This is a genomic window from Pseudoalteromonas sp. M8, from assembly GCF_018141365.1.
GTDB lineage: Bacteria > Pseudomonadota > Gammaproteobacteria > Enterobacterales > Alteromonadaceae > Pseudoalteromonas.
In genome coordinates this window covers 4164115-4188552 of the sequence record NZ_CP047240.1, presented here as the reverse complement: position 1 = coordinate 4188552, position 24438 = coordinate 4164115, and the positions used below count along the sequence as shown (strand labels likewise).

General features: G+C 45.4%; 19 protein-coding genes and 1 pseudogene. 12 read left to right on the top strand and 8 right to left on the bottom strand.

Translation table 11 applies throughout. From position 1 onward, the window contains the following. The first annotated feature begins 1 nt into the window (after nt 1). Genes GSF13_RS23635 through GSF13_RS23615 form a run of 5 tightly spaced genes read left to right on the top strand, consistent with a single transcriptional unit; the run spans nt 2 to nt 5370 of the window. Nucleotides 2-964, top strand: coding sequence for a tripartite tricarboxylate transporter substrate-binding protein (locus GSF13_RS23635; RefSeq protein ID WP_211867300.1), 963 nt, complete (start codon nt 2-4; stop codon nt 962-964). Between the two features lie 60 nt (nt 965-1024). Next, nucleotides 1025-1501 carry a tripartite tricarboxylate transporter TctB family protein gene (locus GSF13_RS23630; protein WP_211867298.1) on the top strand — a complete coding sequence of 159 codons (477 nt, stop codon included), beginning with the start codon at nt 1025-1027 and terminating at the stop codon, nt 1499-1501. Between the two features lie 3 nt (nt 1502-1504). Next, nucleotides 1505-3013, top strand: a complete 1509-nt coding sequence (locus tag GSF13_RS23625; protein WP_211867296.1) for a tripartite tricarboxylate transporter permease — start codon at nt 1505-1507, stop codon at nt 3011-3013. 21 nt (nt 3014-3034) lie between these two features. Beyond that, entirely contained in the window at nt 3035-4663 is a 1629-nt protein-coding gene (locus GSF13_RS23620; protein ID WP_174170231.1) for a sensor histidine kinase, read from the top strand. A 2-nt stretch (nt 4664-4665) separates the two neighbouring features. Next, nucleotides 4666-5370, top strand: coding sequence for a response regulator (locus GSF13_RS23615; RefSeq protein ID WP_069021687.1), 705 nt, complete (start codon nt 4666-4668; stop codon nt 5368-5370). Here GSF13_RS23615 and GSF13_RS23610 read toward each other — a convergent pair. The 3 genes from GSF13_RS23610 to GSF13_RS23600 form a co-directional block, all read right to left on the bottom strand. Then, nucleotides 5367-6656 carry a DUF3472 domain-containing protein gene (locus tag GSF13_RS23610; RefSeq protein WP_206473470.1) on the bottom strand — a complete coding sequence of 430 codons (1290 nt, stop codon included), beginning with the start codon at nt 6654-6656 and terminating at the stop codon, nt 5367-5369. The two genes, GSF13_RS23615 and GSF13_RS23610, sit on opposite strands and share 4 nt — an antisense overlap. 38 nt (nt 6657-6694) lie before the next feature. Then, nucleotides 6695-9544 (bottom strand): TonB-dependent receptor, encoded by a 2850-nt coding sequence (locus tag GSF13_RS23605; protein ID WP_211867294.1) that lies wholly within the window; start codon nt 9542-9544, stop codon nt 6695-6697. A 103-nt stretch (nt 9545-9647) separates the two neighbouring features. Beyond that, nucleotides 9648-11018, bottom strand: coding sequence for a Gfo/Idh/MocA family oxidoreductase (locus GSF13_RS23600; RefSeq protein ID WP_010606892.1), 1371 nt, complete (start codon nt 11016-11018; stop codon nt 9648-9650). 255 nt (nt 11019-11273) lie between these two features. Between GSF13_RS23600 and agaR the strand changes: the two genes are divergently transcribed. The 7 genes from agaR (at nt 11274) to GSF13_RS23565 (ending at nt 19454) form a co-directional block, all read left to right on the top strand. Beyond that, nucleotides 11274-12044: a transcriptional repressor AgaR gene (agaR, locus tag GSF13_RS23595; RefSeq protein ID WP_102057735.1), complete on the top strand. Its 771-nt coding sequence runs from the start codon at nt 11274-11276 to the stop codon at nt 12042-12044. Nucleotides 12045-12055: 11 nt separating this feature from the next. Beyond that, the gene (locus GSF13_RS23590; protein WP_211867292.1) at nt 12056-13345 is read left to right on the top strand and encodes a D-tagatose-bisphosphate aldolase, class II, non-catalytic subunit; all 1290 of its coding nucleotides are present in this window, start codon (nt 12056-12058) and stop codon (nt 13343-13345) included. Beyond that, nucleotides 13342-14409 (top strand): SIS domain-containing protein, encoded by a 1068-nt coding sequence (locus GSF13_RS23585; protein ID WP_249122731.1) that lies wholly within the window; start codon nt 13342-13344, stop codon nt 14407-14409. The genes GSF13_RS23590 and GSF13_RS23585 overlap by 4 nt, the downstream gene beginning before the upstream one ends. A gap of 46 nt (nt 14410-14455) precedes the next feature. Beyond that, nucleotides 14456-15364 carry an ROK family protein gene (locus tag GSF13_RS23580; RefSeq protein WP_174170236.1) on the top strand — a complete coding sequence of 303 codons (909 nt, stop codon included), beginning with the start codon at nt 14456-14458 and terminating at the stop codon, nt 15362-15364. Next, nucleotides 15357-16508: an N-acetylglucosamine-6-phosphate deacetylase gene (nagA, locus tag GSF13_RS23575; protein ID WP_174170237.1), complete on the top strand. Its 1152-nt coding sequence runs from the start codon at nt 15357-15359 to the stop codon at nt 16506-16508. The genes GSF13_RS23580 and nagA overlap by 8 nt, the downstream gene beginning before the upstream one ends. A gap of 224 nt (nt 16509-16732) precedes the next feature. Then, entirely contained in the window at nt 16733-18820 is a 2088-nt protein-coding gene (gene fusA, locus GSF13_RS23570) for an elongation factor G (protein ID WP_174170238.1), read from the top strand. 244 nt (nt 18821-19064) lie between these two features. Next, complete coding sequence (locus GSF13_RS23565; RefSeq protein WP_174170239.1) at nt 19065-19454, top strand: hypothetical protein; 390 nt, start codon at nt 19065-19067, stop codon at nt 19452-19454. Between the two features lie 47 nt (nt 19455-19501). Here GSF13_RS23565 and hemB read toward each other — a convergent pair whose 3' ends face one another. The 5 genes and pseudogenes from hemB to tatC all read right to left on the bottom strand — a co-directional run bounded on the left by hemB (nt 19502) and on the right by tatC (nt 24376). Next, on the bottom strand, nt 19502-20512 hold the full coding sequence (gene hemB, locus GSF13_RS23560; RefSeq protein ID WP_174170240.1) for a porphobilinogen synthase: 1011 nt from the start codon (nt 20510-20512) through the stop codon (nt 19502-19504). Between the two features lies 1 nt (nt 20513). Continuing rightward, nucleotides 20514-22352, bottom strand: coding sequence for a diguanylate cyclase (locus GSF13_RS23555; RefSeq protein ID WP_211867290.1), 1839 nt, complete (start codon nt 22350-22352; stop codon nt 20514-20516). Between the two features lie 8 nt (nt 22353-22360). Beyond that, on the bottom strand, nt 22361-23137 hold the full coding sequence (locus GSF13_RS23550) for a TatD family hydrolase (RefSeq protein WP_174170242.1): 777 nt from the start codon (nt 23135-23137) through the stop codon (nt 22361-22363). Beyond that, the gene (locus GSF13_RS23545; RefSeq protein WP_211867288.1) at nt 23137-23637 is read right to left on the bottom strand and encodes a hypothetical protein; all 501 of its coding nucleotides are present in this window, start codon (nt 23635-23637) and stop codon (nt 23137-23139) included. The genes GSF13_RS23550 and GSF13_RS23545 overlap by 1 nt, the downstream gene beginning before the upstream one ends. Beyond that, nucleotides 23634-24376, bottom strand: a pseudogene (tatC, locus tag GSF13_RS23540) (twin-arginine translocase subunit TatC). Before tatC ends, GSF13_RS23545 begins: the two are co-directional and overlap by 4 nt. Between the last annotated feature and the right edge of the window lie 62 nt (nt 24377-24438).

Genomic DNA, 24438 nt, shown 5'->3' with positions numbered 1-24438 from the left:
TATGAAGTTTGCATTAAAGCATCTCAAGTTAGCAATGGCTGGCGTGGCGATGATGTCTACTCAGGTATTAGCGGATACCCACTTTTTAATTCCCGGTGGTCCAGGTGGTGGCTGGGATACCACGGCTCGAGCTGTGGGCGAGGCGTTAGTGAAATCAGGGCTTGAGTCCAATGCATCGTTTCAGAATATGTCAGGCGGTGGTGGCGGCCGTGCTATTGCTTATTTGATTGAATCGGGCAATAAAAAAGGCGATATGTTGATGGTTAATTCAACGCCAATCGTGCTGCGCGCGTTGTCGGGTAAGATCCCCTATAGTTATCGTGATTTAACGCCCGTTGCCAGCGTAATTGCCGATTATGGTGCATTCGTGGTGCGTGATGATTCGCCTTTTAAGAGCTGGCAGGAGGTGATTGCTCGTCTAGAAGTAAACCCGGGCTCTGTGACCGTTGCGGGTGGTTCTGCTCGCGGCAGTATGGATCATCTCGTTGCAGCACAAGCTGTAAAAGCAGCAGGCGTTGATGGTCGTAAGCTGCGTTACATTCCTTACGATGCCGGTGGCAAAGCTAAGGCCGGTTTATTGTCTGGCGAGGTGAAGATGCTCTCGACCGGATTAAGTGAAGCGCTCGACATGGCAAAAAGTGGTCAGGCGCGCATTCTTGCTGTTACTGCGCCAGAGCCTATCGCGGACTATCCAGAGATCCCAACCCTGAAGTCTTTAGGCTATGACATGGAATTTGTTAACTGGCGTGGTTTTTTTGCGGCTCCGGATTTCCCTCAAGCAAAACTCGACGAATATACCGTGAGATTACAAAAACTGGTGCAAAGCAAAGAGTGGGAAGCGGTGCGCGCACGCAACGGTTGGTTGAATCTATTTAAGCCACAGCACGAGTTTATTGAGGCGCTAGAGGCACAAGAAGCACAGCTGAAAGTGGTGATGGAAGAATTGGGTTTCGTTAGACGCTGATTAAATTAAATAGGTGGTTGCAGTGAGGTTACTGCATCACCTAAAAGTGGGTAATTCACTATGTTAAACCGAGAATTGTTAGGCCCAGTGCTGTTTTTAATTCTGTTTTCACTCTATGCGGTATCTGCTTGGCAGATCCCGATTATGCCTTTTGAAGAGTACGAGGCGGTAAACTCAGCAACTTTGCCTAAGGTATACGCGCTGATTGGCATTGTTGTTTGTCTTTTGTCGATTGCCGCAACACTGTTTAAAGGCGTCCCTGCACCTGATACACGTGAAAAAGCAGAGACTACCTCCAAGGCAACCATAGCCCAATGTGCAGCACTGATTGTATTGATGCTTATCTACAGCAGTGTGCTTGAAGAACTCGGGTTTATTGTTTCGACCATTTTGTTTTTAGGCTGTGGCTTTTTAATTATGGGTGAGCGACGTAAGCAAATTTTGTTATTGGCGTCAGTACCTGTGGTTATCGTGTTTTGGGCCATTATGACGCAGCTACTTGGGATCTATCTGGTTCCAGGTGATTTTTGGAGTTAAGCCATGTTAGACGGTATTTTAGTTGGCCTGTCCACGGCCTTTATGTGGCAAAACTTACTGTACGTAATTGTTGGCTGCTTTGTCGGTACGTTTATCGGCATGTTGCCCGGCTTAGGGCCAATCACGGCGATTGCGTTGATGATCCCTATCACTTACAACATCGGTGCCGACTCCGGTATGATCTTAATGGCGGGCGTATATTACGGCGCTATTTTTGGTGGCTCGACTTCCTCTATTTTGATTAACGCTCCCGGTGTAGCTGGTACTGTGGCATCGTCATTTGACGGCTATCCAATGGCAAAACGAGGACATGCGGGTAAGGCTTTGGCTATTGCCGCTTATGCTTCATTTACTGGCGGAACGATTGGTGCGTTGATGCTCATGATAGCCGCACCACTACTTGCAAAAGTGAGCTTAAGCTTTCAGTCTCCAGACTATGTGATGTTGATGTTTTTGGGCTTGACTGCGATTGCTGCTTTTTCTGCAAAAGGGCAATTTTTAAAAGCCATGATGATGACTGTATTTGGCTTGATGTTGTCGACGGTGGGAATAGACCCTTCATCTGGAACTGAGCGTTTTACCTTTGGTCAGGCAGACTTGCTAGACGGCGTAAGCTTTTTGTTGGTCGCAATGGCAACCTTTGCATTGTCTGAGGCGTTGATCAACGTGATCCGTCCTGAAAAAGCTAATCAAGGTTCGAATGATGATGACACCCCCGTTATTGGCTCAACAAAATTATCAGGCGCTGAAGTGAAAGAAATGGCGCCAGTTGTGGGGCGCTCTTCGATTTTAGGGTTTATCATTGGCGTATTGCCGGGGGCTGGCGCAACGATTGCGAGTTTTATGGCTTATGCAACGGAGCGAAATTTGGCACCAAAAGCCATTCGTGAGCGTTTTGGGCGTGGTGAAATCCGCGGCTTAGCGGCACCTGAGTCGGCAAACAATGCTGCTTGTACTGGGTCATTTGTGCCCTTGTTAACGCTTGGGATCCCGGGGTCTGGCACCACTGCGATTATGTTAGGGGCGCTGATTGCTTATGGTATTCAGCCGGGTCCTACGTTAATGCAGGATAATCCTACGGTGTTTTGGTCGGTAATTGTAAGCATGTATTTTGGCAACATTGTGCTGCTGATTTTAAATTTGCCACTGATCCCTTATTTTGCAAAGGCTTTGACTCTGCCACGCTCGGTCCTCACGGTGATGATTTTATTCTTTAGCTTGATTGGCGTTTATCTGGTGTCATTTAATACCTTCGATTTGTTTATGATGGTAGGTTTTGCCTTGGTGGCGGTGGTGCTGAGATTATTGAGTTTCCCGATGGCACCTTTGCTCCTTGGGTTTATTCTTGGCGATATGATCGAACGCAATTACCGCCGCGCCATGATGATTTCGGATGGCTCTATTAGCTTTATTTGGGAGAGGCCACTAACTTTAGGCATATTTGCGCTTGCCATGTTAGTGTTGTTGATCCCATTAAAAGAGTACTTCCAGCAACGAAAAGTTGCGCAGTAACCCAGCAGTGAGGAAATAGGTGTGTCGCAATCACAAAAATTAGCACGCAGACCAAAACGCTTAGAAACGCGACTGATCACTTGGGTTGTGGGCTTGTGTGTGATCCAAGCATGCTTATTTACCGCGCTGGTGTATCAGGTTATTACGCAAAGCTTACATCAGGAAGTGGGAGAAAAAGCCTTGGCTTTGGCTAAGGCGGTGGCGGTTCGTGAAGATGTTATGACGGCACTCATAGCAGATAGGGATAGCTCACAGATCCAACGCCTCAATACTAATGTTGAGCTGCTGCGCCAGGCAACTGGCGCAGATTTTATCGTCATTGGTGACACCGAAACGCGACGTATCGCCCACCCAGATGAGCAAAAAATTGGTCGCACTATGGTCGGAGGGGATAGTCAAGCCGCACTGTCAGGAGAGAGTTATATCTCGACTGCACAGGGCAGTTTAGGTGAGTCTATTCGCGGTAAAGTGCCTGTGTATTCTCCCGCTGGTGAGGTGATTGGTTTAGTCTCGGTAGGCTTTTTAGTGCAATCCGTCGAGTCGTTGGTGTTGCAGCGCAGCATTGCCGTTTTTGTTGGAGCAGCAGCGGTGTTACTGCTCAGTGTCATTGCCGCAATTTGGATTGGTCGACGTGTCCGCCAAGCCATTTTTGGCCTGCAACCAGATGAAATCGGGCGCTTATTTGCAGAGCAAGAGGCGATACTGAATACCGTACGGACGGGGATTATCGCGCTTGACCCTGATGGCAGCGTGCGTCGTTTGAATCAACGTGCGTGCGAAATTCTCGAAAAGCCTCGCGGCTTGAGTAAGCAAGGTTTGCACCTGAGCGATCTGTTGCCAGAGCATAGCGACTTCTTGTTGCATAATCCCAATCGCCCTTTAGTTGGTTTTGAGCTATTTGTTGCTGACAAGCGTTTGGTGTTATCGCGGTTTGCGCTGCAAGTGCAAGGTCAACACGAAGGTATTTTACTGAGTATGCGACCCTCCGATGAACTAGAGTATGTGTCAAAGCAGCTCACTAAAGTACAGGCTTTTGCAGAACTGTTGAGAGTGCAAACGCACGACTATTCAAACAAGTTAAATACCATTGGCGCGCTTATCCAAATGGCACAATATGACAAAGCGATTGAGCTGATAGGTCAAGAAAGCCAAGGCTCACAAGCGCAAATTGAAAACCTCCTCACCTATATACAAGAGCCAGTGATCGCGGGCTTATTACTCGGTAAATACCATAAAGCGCGAGAGCATAATGTGGCACTAGAGGTGAGTTCCGACAGTGCGCTGTGCGCTATCCATCAAAAAGAGATGTTGGAACGAATAGTTTCAATATTAGGTAATCTCATCGATAATGCCATCGAAGCGGCGAGAACGACGGCACAGTTACGGCCTGCCAAAGTGGTCGTAACAGTGGATGAAACAGTTCAGGATATTATCTTTGATGTTGAAGATAGCGGCACTGGACTGATTGGTAATGTCGAAGAGGCGTTTACGCCGCAGTTTAGTACTAAGTCCGGCGACCAACATGGTGTTGGCTTATATCTCGTAAAAACAAATCTTGATTCCTGCCACGGAACCTTAGAGGTTGGGGAGTCTGAATTACTTGGTGCAAGGATCACGGTCTTTATTCCCAAGCAAGTAAAAGAGCAATAACAATGACTTATTCTGTGGTGATCATCGAAGATGAAGTAGCTGTGGCACAATTATTAGCGCAATACCTAGTGACACCAGCAACACCAAGTAGCGCAAGGCAAGGGCAATATCGGGTGGTGGCCAGTAGCGACAATGTTTCTACCGCGACGGTACTGTTGAGTGCGATACAAGCCGACTTAATTTTATTGGATATTTATCTACCCGATGGTAACGGTCTTGAGTTTTTAAAGATGCTACGCGAGCAAGGCTGTAAAAGCGAAGTGATGCTGATCACCGCAGCAAAAGAAGTGGCGACGCTAGAAAAAGCGATCCGTCTGGGAGTCTGTGATTTTTTAGTTAAACCGCTGATCTTGGAACGGCTCGACCTCGCACTCGCCCGCTTTGAAGCACGTCAGCAGTGTTTGGATGGTGCCAATGAAGTGACGCAATCTATGGTCGACACCTTATTTGGTAGTGAACAGGCGAGCGTACAAAGTACGGCTAGACTACCTAAAGGCGTTGACCCACTTACTTTGGAAAAAATTCGTACGGCATTTCAAAGTCAGCCCAAGCAGGTGTTTACAGCAACCCAAATGGGAGAATTGGTGGGGGTGAGCCGCTCAACCGCTCGGCGCTATTTAGAGTTTTTGGTTAGTATAGAAGAAGTAAAAGCCGACCAAAGCTACGGTAGCATTGGCCGACCAGAGAGAAGCTATCATTTAAATTAAGGGTGTGCCTGTAGTGACTGCCATGGGATCACCGGCGCATCATTGCTGCTAGGGCGAGTGAATTCGCTGAGATAAGGTGTGGGTCCCGTGAAGAAACCGGTGTTACGTAAGTAAAAACGGTTTTGCTCCTCACCACCTTGATAATCCAAACGCGACCCTTTTCTGGCGGTGGCGTCATAAGTGAATTTAGCCTGATTTAACTCAACCCAGTTACCTTGGGTGTCACGCAAAAACTGGCGATTATAAAATGCCTTACGCTCAAACTGTCCAGCTTCGGGTAAAAAGTTTTCCAAAAAGCTATGCGGTCTTGCAACATAGGTGTTGGTTTCAGGGCGGCTAAAGGCTGCGATTAGCTTCCATTGGCCGGTTTCCGGCGCATAAAAATAGCCGCGATATTCAGTATGGCCTTCATAAGTCGTACTGGGCTCGATATTGACTAAAAAGCGATATGTCGTATCTGGCTGCCAGTTATAACGTAAATAGCTTTGTCCTCCAGAACCTTCATTGCCAAATTCACCGACGTAAACGCCGTCGCCTTTAGCGAGTAATTTGATTTTAAGATTGTCAGGAATCGTGCTCGGATCATCCGTTTGATATGGGCTCCAAACCGAAAACAGCACGCGGCGCTCGCTGGGTGAGTTTACCTGAATACCAAAGTAACCTTCGCCAAAACCATTCGCCATAAAATACGAACCTTGTGGATCATAGCCAGATGGCACCGTCACTTCGTTGTAAAACCAGTTATAGTCCTTTTTGTCAGGTACGGTATAGGAAAGGTGTACTGAAGGGCCGCGACGACCCCAGTAAAAGTCTTCTTTGACATAGTTAGGTGCAGGGGTCATGGCCTCGCCATCGAGACTGAGCCCGGTAATGGCGGGGAAGGTACTGTTTCGCCCTTTGGCTAATGTGTCACCGGCTATTTGGACCGTTTGATAGCCAACTTGTGTCACAGCAAAGTCACCGACTTTAACCTTAGTCGGGCTTTGTCTATCGAGGTTAAGCGTCACTTGTTTATTGTTATGCGTTACCAGCAATGTACTTGGTGCACTTGGTTTCTCAAGGTGTAAATAGAGGGTATAGGTGCCAACGTTATTGGCATAAAAATAGTGATTAAATCTAAGCTGCTTATCCTGCCATGGGGCAATTCCTGCTTGAGTTATATATTGCTTGCTGGCGTCAATATCGTTGTTGACCCAAGCGTTGCCGTAACTGCTGATATAAGCCTCTTGCGCTGAGGTAAATAGCGAGGCGCACAGCAGTATCGGTGTCATTATTGTATTCTTCATCTTAAGTTCCTTGAATGGGGCGCGTTGCCCCATGTTGATTAGAAAGAAGTGTTAATGCCTAAACTGATACTGCGGCCGTAACGGCTCAAGTGGCTCACTTGCTCTTGGGTTTTAATGTATGACCATTGACGCTCATTGGTGAGGTTGGTCACGTTTAGGTCAATTCGTGTCTTTGCCGTAAGATTATAGCTGGCACTGAAATCAAACTGACCATAATCCGCTGCCCATTCCGGGCCGCCCCATGCATCTGGATACTTCAGATAATCATCTCGCCAGTTGTAAGCGATACGCGCTTGGTAGTCATCCTTTTCATAATAGATAACTGCATTGTAAGAATGCTCAGACATTCCAGCGAACGGTAGCTCATCTTTTTCGGGGTCGTCGTATTTACTATCCGTAAATGTATAGTTGATTTGCATACCTAGGCCATCAAAAGGTGCCGGTAGCAATTCCTCAAACGACTGTTGATAAGCAATTTCGAAACCTTTGATCTCTGCCCCCGCTTCCGAACGTGGAGATACTTGGGTAAATTCCGGACCGTCAACTTCAACGCCGTCTTTTATGAATTTACCCACTTTTATCGTACCGACACGCCCCTGAGCGATAACAGATTTAATGTCTTTGTAATAGGTTGCAAAGGTGAGCGCACCATAATCAGAGAAGTACCACTCTAGTCCCAAATCAAGTTGGTCTGCTCTAAGTGGTTTGATCCCAGGGTTGGCAAGATTAAGCTCAAACTTACTGAAATTAATTGAGCTATATGGGGTTAGAAAATCGATGCTAGGTCTGGTGATAACTTTAGCCACGCTGGTTCTAAATAACAGTGAGTCTGTTATTTCTAACTTAAAGTTCATGCTAGGCAGTACATCAGTGTAGTCATCTTCTACGTAAGAATCGGAGTAATAATCGGCAATATCCCCTTCTATACGATAGATAATATCGCCATCTTCGTCTTCTTCTACGTTGTATACCAGACTTGGGTAATCAAAAACGTAGCCATCAGAGGTGATCTCGGTTTTGATTGCTCTTACGCCTAGGTTTAGGTTGTAAGGCATTTCCGACAGCTCGCCGACTAGGTTGGTCTCTAAATAAAGTGCAAACGTTGACTCAGAAAGCTCGTAGGAATCTTTAGGGCTCTTGGTGGCTCTAATTTTTTCATCTGCGGCTTGGGCATTGATGGATTGATAAAATGTATAGAGTTTGTCGTAGTCAAAGCTTGCCCACGGCGCAGGATGCATGCCCGGCTCACCATCTAGGAAGTTATCAAAGTTGGCGGGTACAAGTACATCTGCGGGTAGTCTAAATAAGTTAAGACCACCGAGCTTTTCCACACTTGAGTTATCAAAGCTGTCGTAATCTGAGTTTTTAAAATAAGCCCCACCATTACTAAACATTGACGGATCATCTGATTTACTTACGTCTCTGCCTTTAGTTTGCTTTCCGTAATGAAAACCAAACTTGATGTCTTTGACAAATTCCCATTCAGGAATAAATGTCCCTTCAAGCCTTAACTCTTCAACATCGCTTATCACTTCCGTGCCATAGTTGTAGCTGTAGTGAGCTCCAAAGGGTTGATCGGCATTAAGTGCTGGTGACATGGTCACATCTGGCAGGAGGTTGTCGCCTGTTTGATCTATAGTGATAGTATCCACAAAGCCACGTGCCACGATGTAGCGGTTGTCGCCATCATTGATCCGCTCGGCACGCGACTTAGACACGTCAAATTCAAGCGTTAGATCGCTGGTAGCATACCACTTGAAGTTAAGACCGGCCTGCCAAGTGTCGGTATTGCGAGGCTCAGAGACATTTAGTAGCTCAGCCATCGCGCCGTCGACTAACTCAATGTAGTTGACGTTGCCATCTTCATTAAATTTTAATTCACCTACCGCTGGGATCCCCGGTGTCCAAGGTTCATCATAGGTGACGAAAGAGATTTGATATTTTTCACCGTCGGTTTTGTAGCTTGAGTATAAGCTATCAAAGGTGACATCAATATCATTCGTTGGACGCCATTGTAACGCTAGGCTCGCACCAATGCGCTCACGTTTATCTTGCCAGTTCGAGTAGCGCACATATCCTGGGATCATTGATGGGTGTACTTTCTCGCCCTCATCTAGCTCGCCATTTCGGTTACTGTCAACAGGGACTCGCACGTCAGTATTTTCTTCTGGATCGTAAAACCCTTGTCCTTCATAGGAGTCTTCGCGTTGTGTTCGCTCGGAATAAACGGCGGTAAATAGGGCGCCAAAGGTATTGTCAAAAAAGGTATCACTAATTAGGAAGGAGGCTTGAGGGTTGGTATCGCCGGTACGTTCTTCGTAAATGGCTTTGGCACTTCCGGCGAGGGTAAAGCCATCCATATCTAACGGTCGGCGGGTTTTTATATTGATGACCGAACCAATCCCCCCTTCTTGTGTTTGTGCTTGTGGTGACTTGTATACTTCTAATGCTTGAACCATTTCAGGCGCAATTAAATCGAAGTTAAAGTCACGGCTTGTGTGTTCAGATGCCATTCTACGACCATTGATGGTGGTAACGTTAAAGTCCCCGCCAAGGCCCCGCACTGTGACGTTTTGTCCTTCACCTGCGTTACGGGTAATGGCGATACCTGTCATTCGTTGTAGCGCTTCAGCTAGGTTTTGATCTGGGAACTTGCCAATGTCTTCGGCAACGATGGCATCCATTACGCCGACGGCGTTTTTCTTGAGAAAGAGTGACTCTTTGATACTGGAACGTACGCCACGTACTTCAATTTTCTCGACTTGTTGCTTGGCTTTATCTTGCTCGTCAGATCCGCTGTTTTGTTCTGTTTCCTGTGCGTGCGCGTATTGGGACAGGGCACAGCTCACGGCCAATCCCACAGCACACAGTTTTAGAGTGTGTTTCATCTTGTTGTCCTGTTGAGTGTTGTTATTATTGCGCCCGCTTTACGGGCGCTTATTCAGGCATTGTTAGTACTTGCTATAGATAGCGTATTTAACCTCTGGTTAGTTATGTGACAATGCCTAGTGGTGCTGCAGTGCGCCATGTGCCCCTAGTGAAATCCGGGAAGTCCTTGCTATTACTTCTGTCTGCAACTGAGTCCATTGAAAGAGGGAAGACCGCTGACCAAGCAGCTGCGTCGTAAACATCCTGATCTAGCGGCTCGCCATTACGAAGGCAGTAAATAATGCGCCAGAACATTAAGAAATCCATGCCACCATGGCCGCCGTTGCGCTCTGCTTCAGCCCCCATTTTTTGCCAAAGTGGATGGTCATATTTACCGTACCAATCATTCATGTCGTAATCCCACTCGTGAAAGCTCTTACTCCCGCCGTTTTCAAGCGCGATGCGGTTGGGGAATCCTGCAAATACGCCGTTAGTACCTTGAATTAAATTATGGCGGGAGTAAGGGCGTGGGGTAGTGGTATCGTGCTGTACCATAATCGAACGACCTTTGATGGTTTTAATGATGCTGGTGTTCATATCTCCAGCAATATAGTTCAGTTGGTTTCGTTCATGATTTGCTGGAAATTCACGTTTAGCATAGGCTGCACGACCAAGCGCTGGTGAACTCATGGAGGAGATATAGTCGAAGCGATCGCCACGGTTGATATTCATATATTGAGAAACCGGGCCTAGACCATGGGTTGGGTAGAGGTTACCGTTACGTTTGGTATGCCAATGTGTGCGCCATGAGCCAGTTTTATGCTCAATTTCTTTCATTTGCCAACGAAGTTCATGGATATAAGCTGCTTCACCGTGCAGTAACTCACCGAATAGCCCTTGGCGAACCATGTTTAATACCATCAGCTCGTCGCGACCATAGCAAACGTTTTCCAACATCATGCAGTTCTTTTGCGTGCGCTCTGCGGTATTTACCAATTGCCACGCTTCTTCTATGGTTACTGCTGCTGGCACTTCGACCAAAGCGTGTTTGCCACTTTCCATTGTGTCTACCGCCATAGGCGTATGCCATTTCCAAGGCGTAGAGATGATCACAATATCAATGTCATCGCGCGCCAACATGCGGCGATAGTCCATATCACTCTTGCCGTAAGTCGCAGGTTTTGGTAAACCCTTGTCGACAACAATTTTAACGGCTCTATCGACGACTGCTTGGTGCGTATCGCAGATGGCCTTGATCTCGACACCGTCAAGATGGCAAAAGTGCTTTACCGCGCCAACACCACGTTGACCTACACCAATAAAGCCCACTCGCACGACATCCAGTTTCGGTACGACTAGACCTTGAACTGAATTTCCTTGTGGCTTTGGTGTAAGCGGCGTCTTATTATTGTTACTCGCGCAGCCAACCACTGCGCTTGTTGCTGCGATAGCAGCCATTGATTGAAGAAATCGCCGGCGGTTTAGATCACCCATAATAACCTCTTAGTTGTTCACTCTTGTTGTTAAAAACGAAATGTTATTTTTTGGTTATTATTACGGCAGTTTTATTTTGAACGCAAGAAAAATATCTTTCATATTCTTTCGATTTGTTTTCAATGCGTTTCTAATTTAACTTTAAATCCTTATAAAACATTTGTTTATGTTTATTTTTGTTTAAAGTTAAAAAAATGAATTGAAAGCAAATGAAAGCTGTGTAGACTAAATTCAACCAAAACGAAAGGAGGTGTCATGCTGAACACCATCGAAAGACGCCACGAAATCGTTCAACTCGTTGGTCAAACGGAACGAGTAGAAGTATCTGAGCTGGCAGAACAATTTGGTGTATCAACCGTGACGATCAGAAATGATCTCAATGCCCTGCATGAAAAAGGTTTGTTGGTTCGCTCTCATGGTGGTGCCGTTGCGAGTTCTAGGTTAACCAAAGAGCTCACCATAACGGAAAAGCACGATCATCATCACCAAGTGAAAGTCGAGCTTGCAAAGTTGGTGGCGGGCCTTATAGGCAATGATGAGTCTATAATTCTGGATTCAGGTACCACCACTGAAGAGGTTGCGAAGCAACTTACCGAGCATCAACAGCTAGTGGTGATGACCAATGGGCTTAACGTGGCGCAAGCGCTCGTTGCAGCTGATGGCGTTGAAGTGTTGATGACCGGTGGTTCACTGCGTAAAAAGTCACTGTCGTTTTATGGCAGCCATGCAGAAGATCAGCTAAAGCAATATCACTTTGACCGTCTGGTGCTCGGTGTTGATGGGTTCTCTGTTGATGTTGGTGTAACAACACACTTTGAACCGGAAGCTGCGCTTAACCGCGAGATGTGTAAGGTTGCAAAGCAAGTCATAGTGGTGACGGACTCCAGTAAATTCGATCGTAAAGGTGTGCATCGCATTATCGCCTGCGAAGAAATTGACGTTTTGGTTACGGACAGTGGTATTCCAGCTGATGTTCATCAGCAATTGGTTGCCGCCGGAATTGAGGTACATTTAATAACGTCTTAAGAGGTGATCATATGCGGCGTTTTCAAGCCCTAATCGAAGCCAATAAATCAGGGAAAAACTCAGGCATTTATGCCATTTGCTCAGCTCACCCTTGGGTGCTAGAAGCGTCGATAAGATATGCCAAGCAGGAAAATACGCTGCTATTAATTGAAGCCACGGCCAATCAGGTTAATCAATTTGGCGGTTACACCGGGATGCGTCCCGCGGATTTTATTGCCAAAGTCGAAGAGATGGCCGACGAACTTGGTTTTGATAAGCAGTTACTGATTTTTGGCGGTGATCATTTGGGACCAGTCTGTTGGACGAGTGAAAATAGCCAAGCCGCAATGGCCAAAGCGTGTGACTTAGTCGCTGAATACGTGAAGGCTGGTTTTAAGAAAATTCACTTAGATGCCAGCATGCCCTGTGCTGACGACCCTGACGTGTTAAGCGATGATATTGTAGCTAATCGCGCTGCCTTGTTGTGTCAAACAGCGGAAGCAGCCGCGATTGCGACGTTTGGTCGTAGTGATATTGTTTATGTGATTGGTACTGAAGTTCCCCCTCCTGGTGGCGCTGATGAACAGATTGACAGTCTACAACCGACCAGCCAAGTTGCTGTGCAAGAAACCCTAGCTTGCCATCGTGAACTCTTTGCAAATAAAGGATTAGCGGATGCTTGGCAACGCGTGGTTGCAATGGTGGTGCAGCCGGGTGTTGAGTTTGATAACACCCAAGTTTTTGACTACAAATCGAATGAAGCGAGTGCATTAAAAGATTTTATTCGTACCGTTGACCGTATCGCTTTCGAAGCGCATTCGACAGATTATCAAACTGCAGGCGCTTATCAGTCGTTGGTTGCTGACCACTTTGCCATTTTGAAAGTCGGGCCTGAATTGACCTTTGCGCTGCGCGAAGGATTATTCGCGCTTCACCATATTGAAAAGCAATTACTACCCTATGTTCATAGTCAGTTTGTTGAGGTGGTGGACGAGGTCATGCTGGCAGAGCCTACGAGTTGGCAGCGTTTTTATCACGGCGAATCACAGCAACTCCGTTTCTTGCGTCAATTTAGCTTTAGCGACCGTATTCGCTATTACTGGCATCAAGATGCGGTGCAAAAGGCGTTAGCAACTATGCTCGAAAACCTAGCGCAGCAGACCTTATCATTGCCGCTTATCAGCCAATATTTTCCAGAGCTATATCAACAAGTACGCCGTGGTGAAATAGCAAGGGATGCCAAAGCGTTAGTGATTGCCAAAATTCAACGTGTTGTGGCTCGCTATTCAAATGCGTGTTTTGCCATGGAGAAAGCGTCATGAACACTTTGCTAGGACACGAAATTGCGCAATTAAAAACACGAAATGCCTATTGGACAGCAAAAGAGATCACCCAGCAGCCACAGATGTGGCAAGAAACCGCTCAATTAGTCGCGAGCATAAAGCCTAAGCTTTTGGTGGAGTTAGCTCCTCTTCTAGATGACCCTGATACTCAGGTTATTTTGACGGGGGCGGGTACATCCGCTTATATCGGTGACGCTATCGCCACTCATCTTAATGCACACATGCGCCAAAGTGTGCGGGCAGTGAGCACAACTGATTTAGTTGCTGCACCAAGGCAATACCTAGCGACGGATAAACCTTGTTTATTAGTATCTTTTGCTCGCTCTGGCAACAGTCCAGAAAGTGTGGCGGCCGTAGAGTTGGTAACACAGCTGGTTAGTAACAGCCAGCACCTTTTTATCACCTGCAACCGTGATGGAAAGTTGCATCAAGCAGCGCTGCAGACAAGCAATGCAACAAGTATATTGCTACCGGAACCTACGCTTGACCAAAGTTTTGCAATGACGAGTAGCTATTCGTCAATGATGGTTGCAGCGCTACAACTTTTTGCAGTGGATGACGGCTCCGTGGATAAGTTGATCAATGCAGCGCAAAGCATGTTAGCTGCGGCAGAGCAGCAAAATATCCGTGCATTTGCACAACAACCATTTGAGCGTTTGGTGTACCTAGGCTCTGGCTGTTTGTTGGGATTTGCAAAGGAAGCTGCGTTAAAAATGCTTGAGTTATCGGCAGGCCAAGTAATGAGCGTGAGCGAGTCACCGCTTGGGTTCCGTCATGGTCCAAAATCACTTATCAATAGCAAAACTGTCGTGGTATGTTTTATCTCAAGTGATGGTTATACCAGCTTGTACGATCAGGATTTAGTTGCTGAATTGCAGCGTGACGGTACAGCCATGACGGTGCATTCACTTTGTCCTAAAGTGCCACCACTAGAAGATGTGTGGCAAGGGTTACTGTATATGTTGTTTGCACAGCAGTTAAGTTTCTATAAAGCGCTGAATCTCGGTATTTCACCGGACAATCCTTGCCCGTCGGGGAAGTGAATAGAGTCGTGCAGGGCGTAGTCATTCATCCATTTGGGAGTGAAGTATGATTTATGGAGTGGATGTTGGCGGGAGCAAAATTGAAATTGCGGTGTTTGATGAAAAGCTACAACGCATAGAGTCTTGGCGTGTGGCGACACCAAAGCACAGTTATGAGGCGTTTTTGGCGCAAATCGTCACTTTGGTGCAGCAAGCCGATGACAAATATGGTTGTAAAGGACAGGTTGGTATTGGTATGCCGGGGATAGTAAATGCGCAGCAGCGCGTGCTATCAGCAAATGTCCCTTGCGCCAATGGTAAAGAAGTTAAGGCTGATCTCGTTGCAAAACTGGAACGGCCCATCGCGGTCGAAAATGACTGCCGTTGCTTTGCGTTATCAGAGGCCAGTCTTGGAGCCGGTAAACAATATCAAAAGGTCTTTGGGGCAATAATAGGCACCGGTGCTGGAGGCGGGTTTTGCATTGATGGTGCGTTGTATAAAAGTGCCCAAGGGATCGCCGGTGAATATGGCCACCATCCGCTTTCTGCGGTGTTACAGCAAAAATATCACCTGCCTATTTTAGCGTGTGGCTGTGGGTTGCAAGGGTGTTTAGAGCGCTATGTCGCAGGACCAGGGCTTGCCGGTTTGTATCAACATTTCACTACGCGGAAGCGTTCCTCAGAACAAGTTATCACAGCGATGCGGGCTGGAGAAAGTGAAGCAATCCATGCGTTTAATTGCTATATGGATCTGTTGGGCTCGGCGTTTGCAAATTTAATCAAAGCATATGACCCTGAAGTTATCGTGCTTGGCGGTGGCATGTCGCTTATCGATGAACTTGTAGAGGCGCTCCCAAAAGCCATCGAACCTCATGTATTTTCAGCGGTGTCAGTGCCAGATATTGTTAGAGCCAAGCATGGTGATGCAAGTGGTGCATTAGGCGCGGCCCTATTAGGGAGCAAAGTGCATGCTTGAACAGCTTCGTTATATTCGGCCCCATCGTATCTATACCCCTACCAGCGTCCTTGAAGCGCACGTTGCGGTAATAAAAGGTGAGCGTTTTCACGCGATTATTCCAGCGGCGGAAGCGCCTGATAATACCGAATGTTATTCTAATTTAGATATGTGGCCTGGGTTAATTGATTTACATATTCATGGCCGCGAGGGCTGTGATGTTATTGATGGCAAACTCTCCAGTATAGAAACTATTAGCACTTCGTTGCTCAAACATGGCGTCACTGGCTTTTTGGCAACCACGGTGACGACTACATGGCCACAAACTATTGCAGCGATGAAGGTTATTGGAGCCGCCTATAAGCAAAAGATGCCGGGCGCTCAGGTGTTGGGCGGATACAGTGAGGGCTTATTTTTTAGTGAAAAACACAAAGGTGCCCATAACGAAGCTTTCTTTAAGCCGTTAGACGAAGCCTTAATTGATGAAATGATTAGCGCGGCTGATGGTGCGCTTAAAGCAGTGGCGCTTGCACCAGAAAAGGCTAATGGCGTAAAGATGACACAGTACCTAAGTAAACATGGGGTGCGAGTGATGCTAGGTCATTGTGATGCGGATTTTGCGCAAACCAATGCCGCTTTGGCACATGGTGCCTGCGGCGGGGTCCACGTGTTTAACGGCATGCGTGGCATTCATCACCGTGAACCGGGCTGTGCTGGTGCGTTGTTACTTGATAGCCAAGCCTTGGTGGAAGTGATTGCCGACGGTATTCATTTGCACCCTGCGATTTTACAGTTGATCTACCGCCTAAAAGGTCAGCATAAGGTGGCCTTGATCAGTGATTGTATTAATGCTGGTGGCCTTAAAGATGGTGAATATCAATTGGGTGAAATGCCAGTTGTGGTCAAGGATGGCGTGGCGAAAACTCACAGCGGCAGTTTGGCCGGCAGTACACTAACACTTGAAAAAGCAGTGAAGAATTTAGCAGAATTGGCCAATATTCCGCTTCTAGAAGCCATCAATATGGCAAGTTTAGTACCCGCGACTTATTTAAATATGGACAATGAACTTGGTAGCATTGAAGTGGGTAAAATAGCGCATTTTTCTTTGCTAGATGATGCCTTCCAAGTCCAGCATGCCAACTTGTTCGGAAAGCAGATATTTTAAACAAAAACCCAAGCTCACCGCCCTGAAATTGACAAAATACAACGGAATTTTCTTAAATACAGCGGCCTAGCAGTAAGCGATACGGTAAAAATAGGTCACAAAGTTTCGCATTAGAAACTTTTTCGCGAATTGATTGCATTTTAGACGACTTCAAGGATGATGTTCGCTACAAGAGGTGATATACTCCCGCCGAATAATTTTTCTACTTTAAATAGAGTAAAACAATGGCAGATTTATCGAAATACAGAAACATTGGTATTTTCGCGCACGTTGATGCGGGTAAAACTACCACCACTGAGCGTATTCTAAAGCTTACTGGTAAAATCCACAAAACTGGTGAAGTACACGACGGTGAGTCTACTACTGACTTCATGGAGCAGGAAGCTGAGCGTGGTATTACAATCCAATCAGCGGCGGTAACTTGTGAGTGGAAAGGCCACCGTTTAAACGTTATCGATACTCCTGGACACGTTGACTTCACAGTAGAAGTATACCGTTCACTTAAAGTACTTGACGGTGGTATCGGTGTATTCTGTGGTTCTGGTGGTGTTGAGCCACAATCAGAAACTAACTGGCGTTATGCGAACGAATCAGAAGTTGCACGTGTAATCTTCGTAAACAAACTAGACCGTATGGGTGCAGACTTCTACCGCGTAGTTGGTCAGGTTGAGAAAGTACTTGGTGCTAACCCACTAGTGATGACGCTTCCAATCGGTATCGAAGACCAGTTCTGTGGTGTTGTAGACGTACTTGAGAAGAAAGCATACGTTTGGGATGACACAGGTCTTCCTGAAAACTACGAAGTACAAGACGTTCCAGCTGACATGGTAGACAAAGTTGAAGAATACCATGAGATGCTAGTTGAGTCTGCTGTTGAGCAAGACGACGACCTAATGGAAGCGTACATGGAAGGTGAAGTACCTTCTATCGAGCAAATCAAAGCGTGTATCCGTAAAGGTACTCGTGATCTAGCGTTCTTCCCAACTTTCTGTGGTTCAGCGTTCAAAAACAAAGGTATGCAACTTGTACTTGACGCTGTTGTAGATTACCTACCTTCTCCTACAGAAGTTGATCCTCAGCCACTAACAGATCCTGAAACAGGTGAGCCTACTGGTGAAGTAGCAACTGTTGACGCTGATGCGCCACTTAAAGCGCTTGCGTTCAAAATCATGGACGACCGTTTCGGTGCGCTTACGTTCATCCGTATCTACGCTGGTCGCATGAAGAAAGGTGACACTATCCTTAACTCTGCAACTGGTAAAACAGAGCGTATCGGCCGTATGGTTGAGATGCAAGCGGACGAGCGTACTGAACTTACTGAAGCACAAGCGGGTGACATCATCGCTGTTGTTGGTATGAAGAACGTTCAAACAGGTCACACGCTATGTGATCCTAAGCACGAGTGTACACTTGAAGCGATGATCTTCCCTGATCCAGTAATCTCAATCGCTGTTGCACCTAAAGATAAAGGTGGTAACGAGAAGATGGGTATCGCGATCGGTAAGATGGTTGCAGAAGATCCTTCATTCCAAGTTGAGACTGATGAAGATTCAGGTGAAACTATCCTTAAAGGTATGGGTGAGCTTCACCTAGACATTAAGGTAGATATCCTTAAGCGTACATACGGTGTAGACCTAATCGTTGGTCAGCCTCAGGTTGCTTACCGTGAAACTATCACACAAGAAGTTGAAGATAGCTACACGCATAAGAAACAGTCTGGTGGTTCTGGTCAGTTCGGTAAGATTGACTACCGTATCAAGCCTGGTGAAGTTGGTTCTGGCTTTACGTTCAAGTCTACAGTTGTTGGTGGTAACGTTCCTAAGGAATTCTGGCCAGCAGTTGAGAAAGGCTTCAAGTCAATGATGGACGAAGGTGTACTAGCAGGCTTCCCAGTACTAGACGTTGAAGTTGAGCTATTCGACGGTGGTTTCCACGCAGTTGACTCGTCAGCAATCGCGTTCGAAATCGCTGCTAAAGGCGCATTCCGTCAGTCTATCCCTAAAGCGGGTGCACAACTTCTTGAGCCAATCATGAAAGTTGACGTGTTCACGCCAGAAGACAACGTAGGTGACGTAATCGGTGACCTTAACCGTCGTCGCGGTATGATCAAAGACCAAGAAGCTGGCGCAATGGGCGTTCGTATCAAGGGTGAAGTACCACTATCTGAAATGTTCGGATATATCGGTCACCTACGTACTATCACGTCTGGTCGTGGTCAGTTCTCAATGGAATTCTCACACTATGCACCATGTCCAGCAAACGTTGCTGACGCGGTAATCGCAGCTGAGAAAGAGAAAAAAGCAGCTAAGTAATTAACTACTTATTTTGCATAAAAAGGTCGCCTTTGGCGGCCTTTTTTATTTTTAAACTCAATGATTTACTGCGTTAATATCCTGTCTAAAAGTCGTCACGATTATTTCATGTTTTATTAATTTTAAAGTTCTTGCTTTAGGAACATTGGCACTTTATCATTAGCTTTTCTTCAATAAATTGGGTCACGTTATTGCGTCGAGGGCTCAAATTTGATTGTGGTTGGGTAAATAAAGGAGATACTCAATGAGAACCCTAGAGTTGGAAATAAACTGGCTTTTCTACGTGTTTACTTTGTCGTTGATCTGGCTTGGTAATGAGCTGTTTTCTATCTTGGCTATTCCCTCATCATTGTTGCAAATAGTTACATTAATTTTACTGTTGTTTACTCTAACAACATTGGCACTATCATTAACTGGAAAGCGTTTTCTTCATATAGATAAAGCGGGAGTTAGCTATAACTTTTTTGGTAAGACTCATTATATCCATGCGGAACATATTCAGGCGATTAGGTTACGCTCCTTAGGTGTTTTAAGTATCCCAGAAGTGTATCTTGATGACGGTCGTGTCATTCGCTTCTTTAGTTGGAAAATGAATAGTGATGAGCTTTTAAAAGCAGAAAGCTTGATTAGGTAAGTTGAAGCTGTGCAGGTGAAAATTTCACCTGCTCCAAATAATGACGCTTACTTCTCGTTAAGCCAAATAGCAGCTTGCTTTGCAAAGTAAGTCAAAATACCATCTGCACCAGCACGCTTAAAGGCGAGTAAAGATTCTAGTACGACAGGTTTTTCAGCCAACCAACCATTGTCAATTGCAGCCTTATGCATCGCATATTCACCACTGACTTGATAAGCGAATGTTGGCACCCCAAACTCATCTTTAACGCGTCTGACGACATCTAGATATGGCATGCCAGGTTTTACCATCACCATATCGGCACCTTCTTGTAAATCCAAAGCCACTTCACGTAATGCTTCGTCAGAATTAGCAGGATCCATTTGGTAGGTTTTTTTGTCTGCACCTTTAAGGTTGCCCGCAGAGCCAATTGCGTCACGGAAAGGGCCATAGTAGCTTGAAGCGTACTTGGCAGAGTAGGCCATAATACGAGTATGGATAAAGCCACACTCTTCAAGTGCTTCACGTACAGCGCCAATTCGGCCATCCATCATATCCGATGGTGCAACAACGTCGGCACCGGCTTCTGCATGAGAAAGCGCTTGCTTGACCAGTACTTCTACGGTTTCTTCATTCATGACATAACCGTGTTCATCCAAGATACCGTCTTGGCCGTGCACTGTGAATGGGTCTAGTGCAACGTCAGTGATCACACCGAGCTCGGGACATGCTGCTTTGATTGCACGAATGGCTTTTTGTGCAATTCCTTCTGGATTGTATGCCTCTTCAGCGAGCAATGTTTTTTGCTCTGCTGGTGTTACCGGGAACAAGGCGATAGCAGGAATACCTAGCTCTACTAATAGTTTGGCTTCCTCAACTAATAGATCAATAGATAAGCGCTCAATACCTGGCATAGATGGGATCGCTTCACGTTTAGACTCACCATCAAGCACGAACACTGGATAGATTAAATCGTTAACCGTTAGCGTACTTTCGCTCATTAGACGTCTTGAAAAATCATCGCGGCGCATTCTACGCATACGAGTAAGGGGGAAAAGATCGAGTCCTGATTGAGCCACGTTAGTTCTCCTGGTTAGGTTTGAAAGTAACAACGCGATTACGGCCTTGTTGTTTTGCTTGATACAAGGCTTTGTCTGCATTGTCCGTATAAAGTTGTGGGTTATGCGGATCGCAAACCACAGCGCTGTATATACCAGCGCTAGTGGTCATATTTAATGTGTTTTCCCCAAGTTTGATATTGAGCTCTTGGGTTGCGATTCTTAATCGCTCAGCTACTTCACGTGCGCCATCTTCAGCTGTATTTGGGAGAAGTAAAATGAACTCTTCACCGCCATAACGGAACACTTCGTCATGCGGTCGCCGTAAGTGTGACTTAATTAAATTGGCAAATTCGCAAATAGCCTGATCACCAGCCAAGTGGCCATATTTATCGTTAATTTTTTTGAAGTGATCGATATCAAAAATGACGAGGCTCAGTACTGTCTGTTCCCGTCTTGAGCGTCGTACTTCCATTTGTAAGCGCTTATCGAAGTAACGACGATTTTTCACTTTAGTGAGTGGGTCTTCCATGTTCATCCGTTCTAGTTCTCGATTTTTATCTTCGAGTTCTCGTAACGTGACTTGTAGCTCAAAAGTGCGTTCCTCAATATTGGATTCTAAATCATATTGTGCTTGTTCTTGGAGTTTGAGCTTCTCTTTTAATAAGGCATCTTCAGCTTGGGTATGCGCCAATCGTTGTTGTTGCTTAACCAGCTTTTCGTCTCTTTGAAAAATGTAAAGGCGTACTAGTAAATAGCTGAGTAAAGTCGCTTCTATCGCAAAAATACCAAAGTACCCCAAGTGATTTAAAAAGCTTCCAGACTGAACACCGAGTTCAACTGTAAATGGGTAGCTGACCACAATAAAGTGGCAAAGTGCAATCGCAATTAAGATATTGCGGTTTTTATTGCTAAATCGGGTAAGTATGTAGATAAGTATTAGTGCGATAATAAAACTGATACTTTGAGCTAATAAAAGTGACTGAGAAACTGGCAGAAAAGCGGTTATTACGAACAAACTCACTATGACCGCAATGATTCTTTTACGTGTAAGCAGAGGGTGAGCGAGTAACCTTCTTTCTGCGCAATAACTAGCAGTAGGCAACAGTAGTATACTGAGCAGCAAAGTCATGACACCTTGGCCATACTGCTGGAACCACTGCCAAGTAGAATACAAGTAGCGGTAGCCAAAGCCATAAATATGAGCGTTAAATAGCCAGATTATAGCGATGAATAAAGTTGCGCATAGAAAGTAACTTCTTTTGGTAACAAAATAAAGTGTGGCATTAGTTAAAGCGAGTGCTAATACAAAGCCTGCTAAAATCCCAAAAATAAGATTAAATTTACTCTTAAATTGAAGGTATTCGTTAGGCTCCCAGATAGCAATAGGTGCATTGAACACACCATCATCATTGATTTGCAAATATAAATGGCTTTGCGTTTGTGGCTGTAGCTCAAGTGGAATGACTAACGACTCATATTTAAGTGGTCGTCTTATCAGTGGTAGCGCATCACCCATATCAAGAGTAAATATAGGATGGTTTGGTTTAACATGATAAGCAGTCACCGCATCAATGAGGTTATTGTTTATACTGACTAACACCGGTGTGAGAGCGTTATTCGCGTTGTGTATTGTAATCTTTAACCATAAAAATTTCTCAACAGGCCGGAGGCCTTTTGGAACTTGAATGCTTTCATGCCATTCGGCTGGGGCTGCAAGCAATTTAGCTAAAGAGGCGTCTTCACTCAGTGTATAACTTAACTTTATTTGGTGCTCTACCTTAAATGACTCAGAAATAGTCACAGTAGAAAATGCGGCGGAGCTGAATAACAATAAAAGTAAAGATAACACAATGCGCATTATTGGTTTTACCTCACAAACAATTGTTTAAAATTGGTAGTGGTTGTGGATATAACTTCTGAAATGGGACATTGTTTTAAGCGTGCAATTTGCTCAGCTACATAGGATAAGTACATTGGTTCATTGCGGCGAGATTTAGGTTTTGGGTTAATTGTTCTTGGTAGTAGGTACGGCGCGTCTGTTTCCAAAAGTAAACGGTCAAGAGGTATGTATTGAATGAGCTCTTGCAGCGTTGTGCCTCTACGTTCATCGCAAACCCAGCCTGTGATGCCAATCATTAGTCCGTAATCTAAGTAATGGCGCAGTGCGGTACGGTCACCAGTAAAACAGTGTAGTACTCCTTGAACTTTAACTTCTTGCAGTAGCGCAAATAGCGCATCGTGCGCATCTCTTTCATGTAGATACACTGGGTAGTTAATAGCTTCTGCTAGCTGCAGTTGCGTCAAGCACACGTTTTGTTGTATTGGCCTTGGTGAAAAGTCGCGATTAAAGTCCAAGCCACATTCACCAACAGCAATAGCCTTGTTGCTACTTTTTAAAAGAGTGAGGAGGTCATCGTAGAGCGTGTCAGGTGCATCTTTGGCATCGTGTGGGTGGACACCTGCTGTACAATAAAGTTGGTATTGCTCAGCGAGTGAAATACTTTGCTCGCTGCTTGTTAAATCGCAGCCAATTGCTAGCATAGATTCTATGCCTGCTTCTTTGGCTCTAGTAATTACCTCGGCCAAGTCGGATGAAAATTGCGAGCTGGTGAGGTTTACACCAGCATCGATCATCTTGTCCATTAGTTAACTCGTTTAACTCGCGTTGTGCGGTTTGAACCCGCTTTTTTCATCAAAAATGAGCCGAAAGAAGCACGCTCAATAATTAATGTGTCGCCCTCGTTGGCAAAAAAGGTCTCTGATGAAACTTGTCGCCATACTTGGCCATTGTCTAGAGTGAAGACCATTTTATTACGGCCTTGGGTAGAGGTTTTAACTAGTTTAGCCGTAATTTCTTCGATTTCTTCGCTTGCTGCTTTAACTTTATGCTCTAAGCCAAAACCATCTTCTTTCGACTCTATTTTTTCTACGCTTCGCGCTTCACTTACCTTATTTTTACTTGTGATTGCTTTGCCAGACTGCGCTTCAGTGATTGGTTTATTTGCAATCACATTGTCATAGCACATGAGCCGCTTAAAATTATTCTCAATCAGGGTACAAGCTTGTAGAGCCTGTGTATTGATCGGCTTTGCAGCGCAAAGAGAGGTAAAGCCAACTGCAAACAGTATCATGGTTTTTTTCATTCTTCTGACTCCTGTTGTTGTGGTTTAGTGCTATAAAATCTGGCTAGAATGAGCCCCAACTCAAACAAGAGTAGCATAGGTAGTGCCAATAAAGTTTGAGATAGAACATCAGGGGGGTTAAAAACATTGCGATGACAAAAGCACCAACGACAACATAAGGCCGTTTCTCTTTTAAACTCGCAGGGGTTGTCATACCACTCCAACATATAAGCATGATGGCAACGGGAATTTCAAAGGCGATGCCAAAAGCAAAAAATAGCTTCAGGATAAAGCCAAGATAACTGCTAATATCTGGTGATAATGTCATCATCTCCGGTCCCACACTGGTAAAAAAACCGAGAATGATAGGCATGACAACAAAGTAGCAAAAGGCAATCCCGCCATAAAATAGTAGTACACTAGAAAGTAATATCGGTATAAGCATCCGCTTTTCATGCTTATATAAGCCTGGTGCGATGAAGCCCCACACTTGATGTAAAATAAATGGCACTGCAGCGAATAACGACACGAATAATGTTAGTTTAAAGGGGGCAAAAAACGGTGCTGTAACATCTGTTGCGATCATTGTTGTATTGCTAGGCAAGCTATTTACTAGCGGCGCCGCAACAAACGCATAGATATCATTGGCGAAATACACCAAGGAAACAAAGATAACGAAAACGCTCATTAACGCTCTCATTAAGCGGTTTCTTAACTCAACAAGGTGAGCTATAAATCCACTCTGGGCTGATTCTGTCATGTAACTTGACTCGTACGAATATAATGTCAATTGGATAAGAGAAAAGGTACTGCTTGGATGTC

What these genes read in the sequence shown, in the direction of transcription:
- GSF13_RS23635 (WP_211867300.1), top strand. Translation starts at nt 2, where the DNA reads ATGAAGTTTGCATTAAAGCATCTCAAGTTAGCAATGGCTGGCGTGGCG.
- GSF13_RS23630 (WP_211867298.1), top strand. Translation starts at nt 1,025, where the DNA reads ATGTTAAACCGAGAATTGTTAGGCCCAGTGCTGTTTTTAATTCTGTTT.
- GSF13_RS23625 (WP_211867296.1), top strand. Translation starts at nt 1,505, where the DNA reads ATGTTAGACGGTATTTTAGTTGGCCTGTCCACGGCCTTTATGTGGCAA.
- GSF13_RS23615 (WP_069021687.1), top strand. Translation starts at nt 4,666, where the DNA reads ATGACTTATTCTGTGGTGATCATCGAAGATGAAGTAGCTGTGGCACAA.
- GSF13_RS23610 (WP_206473470.1), bottom strand. Translation starts at nt 6,656, where the DNA reads ATGAAGAATACAATAATGACACCGATACTGCTGTGCGCCTCGCTATTT.
- GSF13_RS23605 (WP_211867294.1), bottom strand. Translation starts at nt 9,544, where the DNA reads ATGAAACACACTCTAAAACTGTGTGCTGTGGGATTGGCCGTGAGCTGT.
- GSF13_RS23600 (WP_010606892.1), bottom strand. Translation starts at nt 11,018, where the DNA reads ATGGGTGATCTAAACCGCCGGCGATTTCTTCAATCAATGGCTGCTATC.
- agaR (WP_102057735.1), top strand. Translation starts at nt 11,274, where the DNA reads ATGCTGAACACCATCGAAAGACGCCACGAAATCGTTCAACTCGTTGGT.
- GSF13_RS23590 (WP_211867292.1), top strand. Translation starts at nt 12,056, where the DNA reads ATGCGGCGTTTTCAAGCCCTAATCGAAGCCAATAAATCAGGGAAAAAC.
- GSF13_RS23585 (WP_249122731.1), top strand. Translation starts at nt 13,342, where the DNA reads ATGAACACTTTGCTAGGACACGAAATTGCGCAATTAAAAACACGAAAT.
- GSF13_RS23580 (WP_174170236.1), top strand. Translation starts at nt 14,456, where the DNA reads ATGATTTATGGAGTGGATGTTGGCGGGAGCAAAATTGAAATTGCGGTG.
- nagA (WP_174170237.1), top strand. Translation starts at nt 15,357, where the DNA reads ATGCTTGAACAGCTTCGTTATATTCGGCCCCATCGTATCTATACCCCT.
- fusA (WP_174170238.1), top strand. Translation starts at nt 16,733, where the DNA reads ATGGCAGATTTATCGAAATACAGAAACATTGGTATTTTCGCGCACGTT.
- GSF13_RS23565 (WP_174170239.1), top strand. Translation starts at nt 19,065, where the DNA reads ATGAGAACCCTAGAGTTGGAAATAAACTGGCTTTTCTACGTGTTTACT.
- GSF13_RS23555 (WP_211867290.1), bottom strand. Translation starts at nt 22,352, where the DNA reads ATGCGCATTGTGTTATCTTTACTTTTATTGTTATTCAGCTCCGCCGCA.
- GSF13_RS23550 (WP_174170242.1), bottom strand. Translation starts at nt 23,137, where the DNA reads ATGGACAAGATGATCGATGCTGGTGTAAACCTCACCAGCTCGCAATTT.
- GSF13_RS23545 (WP_211867288.1), bottom strand. Translation starts at nt 23,637, where the DNA reads ATGAAAAAAACCATGATACTGTTTGCAGTTGGCTTTACCTCTCTTTGC.